Origin of the sequence: Bradyrhizobium sp. Leo170 (assembly GCF_004296405.1) — a bacterium.
Lineage (GTDB): Bacteria > Pseudomonadota > Alphaproteobacteria > Rhizobiales > Xanthobacteraceae > Bradyrhizobium.
Map to the genome: position 1 here is coordinate 1 of NZ_PSRR01000402.1, position 7,018 is coordinate 7,018.

Sequence of the window (7,018 nt, forward strand, 5' to 3'; positions counted from 1 at the left end):
GAAAAGTGGGTACCAGGCCGAACGGTTCGGGCCAATCGATGGGAAAGAGCAGCGCAGCGGCTCGCGCCAGAAACGGTTGCTTAGCCTCGTCGTTCACTTCACCGACGAGCCTGACCCGCGCGCCGTCGATTTGCGGTTCGAGCCGTTCCTTAAAGTAGCGCCTTTCGCTGCGAGGCAGCTTGGCCGCGATGCGAAGCTGCATCCCGGCGGCGCGCGCGATGCGGATTGCGCTTTCCGGTCCTTTTTCGGCAGTGAGGCGCCCCAGGAAGGCGAGATAGGACCCTCGTCCGTACGAAGGGCGGAATAGGTCGGCGGGAAGACCGTGATGAACCGTACCGCGCCAATTCACCCTCGGCAGGGGCAGACGTTGATTGTCGGATATCGAGACGAAAGAGGCGTCGGAAAACTGACGAACCACATCCGACAACCCAGGCAGATCGAGCCGTCCGTGCATCGTAGTGATGAAGGGCACGCCGAGGCGGCTGAGCAGTGGCAGATGTAGCCAATCGATGTGCGAGTGCACGACCTCGAAATCTTCGGCCCGCTGCGCGATCGCCTCGAGCAGCGCGGTGCATGCGGCCGCGGGATCGGCGGCGGGCCGGCTGAGACGAAGCGCGCGAGGCCAGACCGGATGTAGATTCCCGCGCGTGCGCGAATCCCCGCTGGCGAACAAGGTTACTTCGTGGCCCAGGCTGACGAGTTCGTCGACCAGCCACGCGACTACCCTTTCTGTCCCGCCATAAAGCTTGGGAGGGACGCTTTCGGCCAAGGGCGCGATCTGGGCAATGCGCATGACAGCTCGTCCGGACCTTTGCTCCTTGGCGACCGTGCGAGAACGAGCAAGAGGTACTGAGCGTTCCAACGGCGTTGCTGATTTTTCCCGGAGGCTGCAGGTGGGGTTTTCCCAGTTGCCGCAGTGGATTTTCAGGGCGGAGCCGCCAACTGTCAGTGTAGCTAAAGGTCCAGTTCTAAAATGCAACAGCGCCGCGTTGACGGAGTATATTCGTCACGGGGCGCTGAGCTAACTACTGGGCCCTGAAATCCCCAGTGCACTTCTGACTCGGAATGTCGAAAAAGGTTCAAAAGAAAACCCCGCCATGGGAAGCGCGGGGTTTTCCGAGGGCGCCAGAGGGTCGTTCGAGCGAAAGCACAGATTCGACCACCGACCAATTCCGTTCCTACTGACGTACGCGCCGCATCTTCCTTTAAGATCTGACCTACAGCGATTTGTTGCGAGGCGGAGCAACCGATGTTCGTTCCTCTAGAGGCCAACTCGTGATGTCGCAGCGACACGCGGCGTCTCGCCGAGTTGATCGGCTGCCGGCTCCATCATGCTCTAGGCCGCTTCCAACATCTTCTCTTGCTCCGCTTCTAAATTGATCACCGAGGTTGCCAGCTCAGTCAGCGCGTGGTCGGTCGCCTCTTCCTCCTCAAGGGTGGCCTGCAGCAGCTGCACCGCATCCGACATGCCGAGTTCTTTCGCCCAGGTGCGCAGCGTTCCGTACCGCGAGATTTCGTAGTGCTCGACCGCCTGAGCTGCGGACAGCAGGCCGGCATCGAGTGCGGGCATTCCCTTGAAGTCGCGCATGATCTCGGCGCCTTCATCGGTGATGCCAATGATGGCCTCGCATGGTTTGCCGCGGGCCGGCTTGCCAAGCATGCGGAAGATCTTATCCAGCCGCTTCACCTGTCCCTGGGTCTCGCGAAGATGTTTGGTGAACGCGCTCGCGAGTTCTCTCGATCGCGCGGCTTTGGCCATCTTCGGCAATGTCTTGATGATCTTATGCTCGGCAAAATAGATGTCCTTGAGCGTCTCGTGGAAGAGATCGCTCAGCTTCTTCTGGGGTTGTCGCGTCCGCCGGGACGTCGCTTGCTTTTTCTGCGCGCGCTTGGCCATAAGTCCTCCAGGGTAAGAGATGCATCAGGAGGACGCGGTCCTCCTCGGCCGATCAACTTGCCGAGAGTTTGAAGGTTCCTCTAGGTATATCCGGGCGACACGGCTCGTCGCTCGGCCAGCCGAGCGCGGCGGTCCCTTGAAATGGTCACGCTAACGTCGGTGCGAGGGCAAGGCGAAGAGCATCCGCCGAAAGCGGGCTTAAGGCTCTTCATCGCCTCCGCCAATGCGACCAGCGCAGTCCGTCCCAAGCAGGTCCTTGAAGACCACATCAGGATGTCCTTCCTCGGCGAATGGTGCGGCCTTCTCGAGCGCCTGGCGGGCGGTTTCGACGATGACGCGGAACGTGCCCGGACCCTGCCGCGAATAAACATGGTAAGGCATGGTTCAGCTCTGAGCGCCATGGAATGCACCGCGCGACGGCAGGCCGCGCCGAATAACCGGGACGGCTGTCGCCGTCACTCCGTAGCGCGGACGAACTGAGCGCTAGGCCGCTACCTCTACGTTGAGACTCCGCTCAAGGTCTCCCTCGGTCGGCTCGGCCTCGCAATGCATTGTTTCGGTTTCCCTCATCATTGCCACTCCGTTTTAGGCCGCAGCTCGCCGCTCGGTCGAGCGCAAGCGCATGGGCTTCCCGCCAGGCGGATTGCGGGGCCCGCCATCTAGCGCGCACCAGGCTTCAAGGATGTCATCGATGTGGACGGGCGCCTTGATGGCCTCCGGCGCCCGTAGGGCGGGGCAGGATGCGATGGCCGATGCGTCGGAAGCCCAGGAGGCGAGAATGGCTCGCTTCTCAGCTAGGGTCAGAGCGGGGTCTGCGACGACATCGCGGGGATGAGCGTAGATTGAGCCAGGACGAACAAGTGCCTCAAAGTCGAATACATTGCCGTTACGTGCGGTCGTCGGCCGCATGGTTGCCTCCGGTTCTGAAATGCGTTGGCGACGTGGCCGCGCGGATCACCGCGCGGCCGGGGTTGATCTGCGAAGATCAGATGGATCAGGCCGCCTTGGCCTCGATCTGTGTGACGTTATTGATCGGGATACGGCGGCGCGGCTTCATGGCCTCGGGGATCTCCCTCTGGAAATCGATGATCAGGAGGCCGTTTTCGAAGCGGGCCCCCTTGACCTCAACATGGTCGGCCAAGGTGAACTGCCGCTTGAACAGCGCGCCGAGATGCCACGATGCAGGAACATCTTTTCTTCCGTTTCGCCCTTGCGGCCTTCGAGCGTCAAAACGCTCTGCTCCACCGTGAGCCCGACTTCATCTGGCGTGAATCCGGCCAGCGCCACCGAGATTTGGAAGCGATTTTCGTCGAGCCGTTCGATGTTGTAAGGGGGGTAGCTCTCTTCAGCGGTCCGCTGGACCTCGTCGAGAGCGTCAAAAAGGCGGTCGAAGCCGATGGTCGACCTCCAGAGCGGAGTCCAATCATACCTCATAGCCAAATCCTCCAAAGAGCAAGTTGGATACGAGCCGGCACCGGACACCTGCCGGTGCCCGTCTCTTAGTTCGGGGCCCGAAGGCGCCCCGAAACCGCTACCTGCGGCGTCCAAAAAATCTGCAACGGAAGAAAAAGTTCAAGGGGGCGACAAAAATTTTTGTGTATCACAAGCCGAGTCGAAACCGGCATTGTCCAGGTCTGGCGCCCAGCGGAAATTCGACGATTCATGTTCGCCGAGTGGCAGCGCGGCCATCCCAGCAGTCGGGCGCTAAATCACTGCAGGTTCCAAGAAGCGAGGTCAGTTCGTCGCGCCCAAAACGCGAAGGCCTTCGCTTTTATGAGACCGCCTGCACCAATCAGTAGCGGCAGCTATTCCGGTGGCCACGTGGCTTCCAGATCACCAACCTACGGCCCGTCCGCACTGGCATCCGCCCCGACGTAAAACTCGGCGGGGCCGAGTATGCTAGATCAACAGCCCTGATTCCGCCTGGTGGGGGCCCGGTGGGTACTTACGGCGCCACCGGGCCGCCTTCAACGACGGCTTCTCCACATCATTCAAGTGAATGACCGCGCTGATCCACGCGTGACTGTCGGCGTTACGGCACCAGCTTGACCCGCAAAAAACGCGGCCAGAGCGCCCAGCAAAAGAGCCAGAGCACCGAATAGCGCCCCGCGCGATACCGTCTTGGCTGTTGTATCCGCCGCCTGCTTGGCTTGGAGTTTGGCCTTGGCGATCATGTCTCGGTACTGCTGTTGGTACTGCGCAACCTGAGCCTTGGCCTCATCGAGAGAAATATTCTGCGCCTTGGCCAGAGCATCAGCAGCCTTATCCGTCGCCGCGGCCTGTTGTGCGGGGTCTCCCGAGAGCGCCGCACGAACGGCTGTTGCTGCGGCTTCTCGAAGTGCCGCGGGATCCTGGCCGCCCGAGGCGCTGCGAACCTTGTTCTCGATGGTCGCCATCGGATCGCTCATGTTGTTTAAGGAAGGCGCTGCGGTCTGGACCGCAGTCTGCACGGACCCGCCGACGGCTTTGCCAGCTCCGCCAAGTGCTGACGACGCCGTGCTCAGGGCGCCGCCAATCAGACCCGAGGCGGCCGACGAGAGCAGGTACACGACGATGAGGGTTGAAACCGCCCACGCAATCAGACCGTGATAGGCTGTTGTCGATTGTGATGCCTTTCCTGAAAGCCGCCCGGCGATGTAGCCTCCAATTGCAGCCGCAACTATTCCGGAGATAACCCACCAGATACCGGCTCCAATGGAAAGTGATCCGGCGCTCGGTGTATCTCCCGCCACGACGTCTACGGTAGAGAGCCCTACGCCGATTCCAATCATGTTGAGGATCATCTGCATCACGAGAGCGATCGTGGCACCGGCGAAGACGGCGCCCCAAGAGATCTGATTCAGCATGATGGTGCGGACCTCGTCGGCGGGAGCGACTGCACTTGCCTGGGGAGGATTTCGGTGGTCGGTTGATCGACTCACGTCCGGGGAATACGTCATTTTGTGCGCCTTCTACAAATCGGAACTTTGGGTCCGTAACCTTCTGTTTTCGGCGATGTTCCTACACGTGCGGGATTGCTGCCGCGGCTAGCTGACACAGGCGCCAGCATTTCTATTGTCGAATTTGAACTTGCCCGGGTGCATAGCTCGAGGCGGAGGAAGGTGCGTGCCAAACGGCCCAGTCGCCACTGGGGCCGCCAACCTGGTGGGCTTTGCTCCGGCCGAGCCTTTTGAGGGAGCGATAAGGTCGGAAGCCAGGATTCGACGAATATCGAACGATTTCGTTCCTAGTTTACCTCGAGTGGAGCGCCCGCGCGTGACGCGCTCTCGCGCGGCTGCTCAGTGCGGGCGCTTACTCCAGCAGTCGGCTCTCAACACTGCAGGGCGCTGAAACTGGCCAGCTCGCTGCTCGTCTGAATACTTGTCATAGCGGTCCAAAATCGCGGCCCACGCATCTTGGTCCACTGACGAAGAGGCAACATGACTGACAAACCCGATGAAGGAGGTCGGCAAGGCAGCGCGCCGCTCCCACGCGATGCGCCAGAAGACGTCGAACAAGGCTTCGCCGTGCATATCCGAAGATGGAATCCGGCGCCGGCTCGGGCGATGGCCGGTCTCGAGAAGACGGGGAAGCCTGGCGACTACACCAAGGCGAAGAAATGACCTTGGCGGCCGACCTTTCGCGGGACAGGGGAGAGCGGCTCAAGTGAGCATCATCATCGACATCAAGCTGGCCAAACGCGTCAAGGCCAGACTGGACGAGCTGGCGGTCGACGCCATCACGCAATCTCGCAGCTTGGGATCAATATCAGCGCGGGATCGGCCACCGCAAAGCGCTCGCCGACGTGCGCTCGCTGATCAGTGAGACGCTGGAAGACATCACCGTTCCTAGTTGACCCGTCCGGCGGCCGCTGGGAAGCCGGGCGGCTTGGCCGCAAATGCCGACTTCTCGGATTAGGAACAGACTCAAAGCCAGAGAGTTCGACGTACCACCTTCTCGAGGAGACGCAGATGAGCCGCGGAATGCCATCCATGACTGCACTTTTAGGACTGCTCGCCATTGCCGGGTATCAGAACCGAGACAAGTTGGCGGAGCTGCTCAAAGGTACAGGTGCTGAGCCTCCAGACGAGGCGGGCACTCAGCAACCGCTCGGTGGGTTACTTGGCAATCTCACCGGCATGCTCGGTGGGTCAGGAGTTGGTGGATTGCTCAGCGGCGGAATCGGCGAGCTACTGGAGAAGTTCAACCAAAATGGCCAAGGCGAAGTGGCTCAGTCTTGGGTAAACCAGGGTCCCAATAAAGAGATCTCGGCACCGCAGCTGAAGCAAGCGATCGGCTCTGACGTATTGGAGAAACTTGAACAGCAGACCGGGCTTTCTCAAGAGGAGATCCTCGCGAGGCTGTCCCGCGAACTGCCCGCAGCAGTCGACAAGTACACGCCGGATGGACGTTTGCCGGCCGCATAGTTCCGCTGCCGTCATCGCTTACTTTAGTAGAGGTACCAAAATGAGTATCCTTTGGACAATTATCATTGGCTTCATCGCCGGGGTGATAGCCAAATTCATTATGCCGGGCGATAACGAGCCCTCCGGCTTCATCCTCACAACCATCCTCGGCATCGTCGGCGCTTTCGTCGCGACTTATCTTGGGCAAGCTCTGGGATGGTATCATCCCGGAGAGGGCGCAGGACTCATCGGTGCTGTGGTGGGTGCGATAATCGTGCTGTTTGTGTACGGGCTCATCGCTGGCCGACAACGGCGCACAATCTGAAGAACTGCCCGAGTTGAAGCACATCCGCGGGTCGACTTTGCGCTAACAGCTGCCGCTCCGCTGGCTGTCTCCCATGCGATGGCGTGATAACGTCACGACCGGAGGCGAATTAATCTAGCTCGTCATCCTTCGATACGGTCGCCTCAAAGCGCTCGGGCTCGCATGTTGTTTCTGCTCAAGGCTGCTGAATTTTTGTTGCGATGACGGAGGCTGAACAGTACAGAAAAACAGCCGACGACGAACGGCGAGGCCGGAAGGCGATTTAACTGTGTCCGTGCTCTTCTCTAGAACCTTCGCGCTGATCATCAAAGCCCTCTGCCCCCATTGGTCGGCTTGAGAGCGCGCGCACGCCGCGGCGTTGATCCTCGTGGTCGCGCCGCGGCGCTAGCGCCAGAACGCACAATCGCATTG

General features: G+C 60.5%; 8 protein-coding genes and 1 pseudogene. 3 read left to right on the plus strand and 6 right to left on the minus strand.

Annotation, left to right across the window (positions count from 1 at the left end):
- The 6 genes and pseudogenes from CWO89_RS38415 to CWO89_RS38440 all read right to left on the minus strand — a co-directional run.
- A partial coding sequence (locus CWO89_RS38415; protein WP_130583549.1) for a glycosyltransferase family 4 protein occupies nucleotides 1-793 on the minus strand: 793 nt, incomplete at its 3' end.
- 543 nt (nucleotides 794-1,336) lie between these two features.
- On the minus strand, nucleotides 1,337-1,897 hold the full coding sequence (locus tag CWO89_RS38420) for a YciE/YciF ferroxidase family protein (RefSeq protein ID WP_130583550.1): 561 nt from the start codon (nucleotides 1,895-1,897) through the stop codon (nucleotides 1,337-1,339).
- A 198-nt stretch (nucleotides 1,898-2,095) separates the two neighbouring features.
- On the minus strand, nucleotides 2,096-2,278 hold the full coding sequence (locus CWO89_RS38425) for a hypothetical protein (RefSeq protein ID WP_130583551.1): 183 nt from the start codon (nucleotides 2,276-2,278) through the stop codon (nucleotides 2,096-2,098).
- Nucleotides 2,279-2,482: 204 nt separating this feature from the next.
- The gene (locus tag CWO89_RS48475; protein WP_130583552.1) at nucleotides 2,483-2,806 is read right to left on the minus strand and encodes a hypothetical protein; all 324 of its coding nucleotides are present in this window, start codon (nucleotides 2,804-2,806) and stop codon (nucleotides 2,483-2,485) included.
- Nucleotides 2,807-2,891: 85 nt separating this feature from the next.
- Nucleotides 2,892-3,331, minus strand: a pseudogene (locus CWO89_RS38435) (Hsp20 family protein).
- Between the two features lie 557 nt (nucleotides 3,332-3,888).
- Nucleotides 3,889-4,743 (minus strand): PhnA-like protein, encoded by an 855-nt coding sequence (locus CWO89_RS38440; RefSeq protein ID WP_245476768.1) that lies wholly within the window; start codon nucleotides 4,741-4,743, stop codon nucleotides 3,889-3,891.
- A gap of 573 nt (nucleotides 4,744-5,316) precedes the next feature.
- On the opposite strand from CWO89_RS38440, the gene CWO89_RS38445 reads away from it, so the two are divergent.
- The 3 genes from CWO89_RS38445 to CWO89_RS38455 all read left to right on the plus strand — a co-directional run bounded on the left by CWO89_RS38445 (nucleotide 5,317) and on the right by CWO89_RS38455 (nucleotide 6,607).
- Nucleotides 5,317-5,499, plus strand: coding sequence for a hypothetical protein (locus CWO89_RS38445; protein ID WP_130583554.1), 183 nt, complete (start codon nucleotides 5,317-5,319; stop codon nucleotides 5,497-5,499).
- A gap of 348 nt (nucleotides 5,500-5,847) precedes the next feature.
- Entirely contained in the window at nucleotides 5,848-6,303 is a 456-nt protein-coding gene (locus tag CWO89_RS38450; RefSeq protein WP_130583555.1) for a YidB family protein, read from the plus strand.
- Nucleotides 6,304-6,343: 40 nt separating this feature from the next.
- A complete protein-coding gene (locus tag CWO89_RS38455; RefSeq protein WP_130583556.1) occupies nucleotides 6,344-6,607 on the plus strand; it encodes a GlsB/YeaQ/YmgE family stress response membrane protein in 264 nt (87 codons plus the stop codon).
- Nucleotides 6,608-7,018 lie beyond the last annotated feature (411 nt).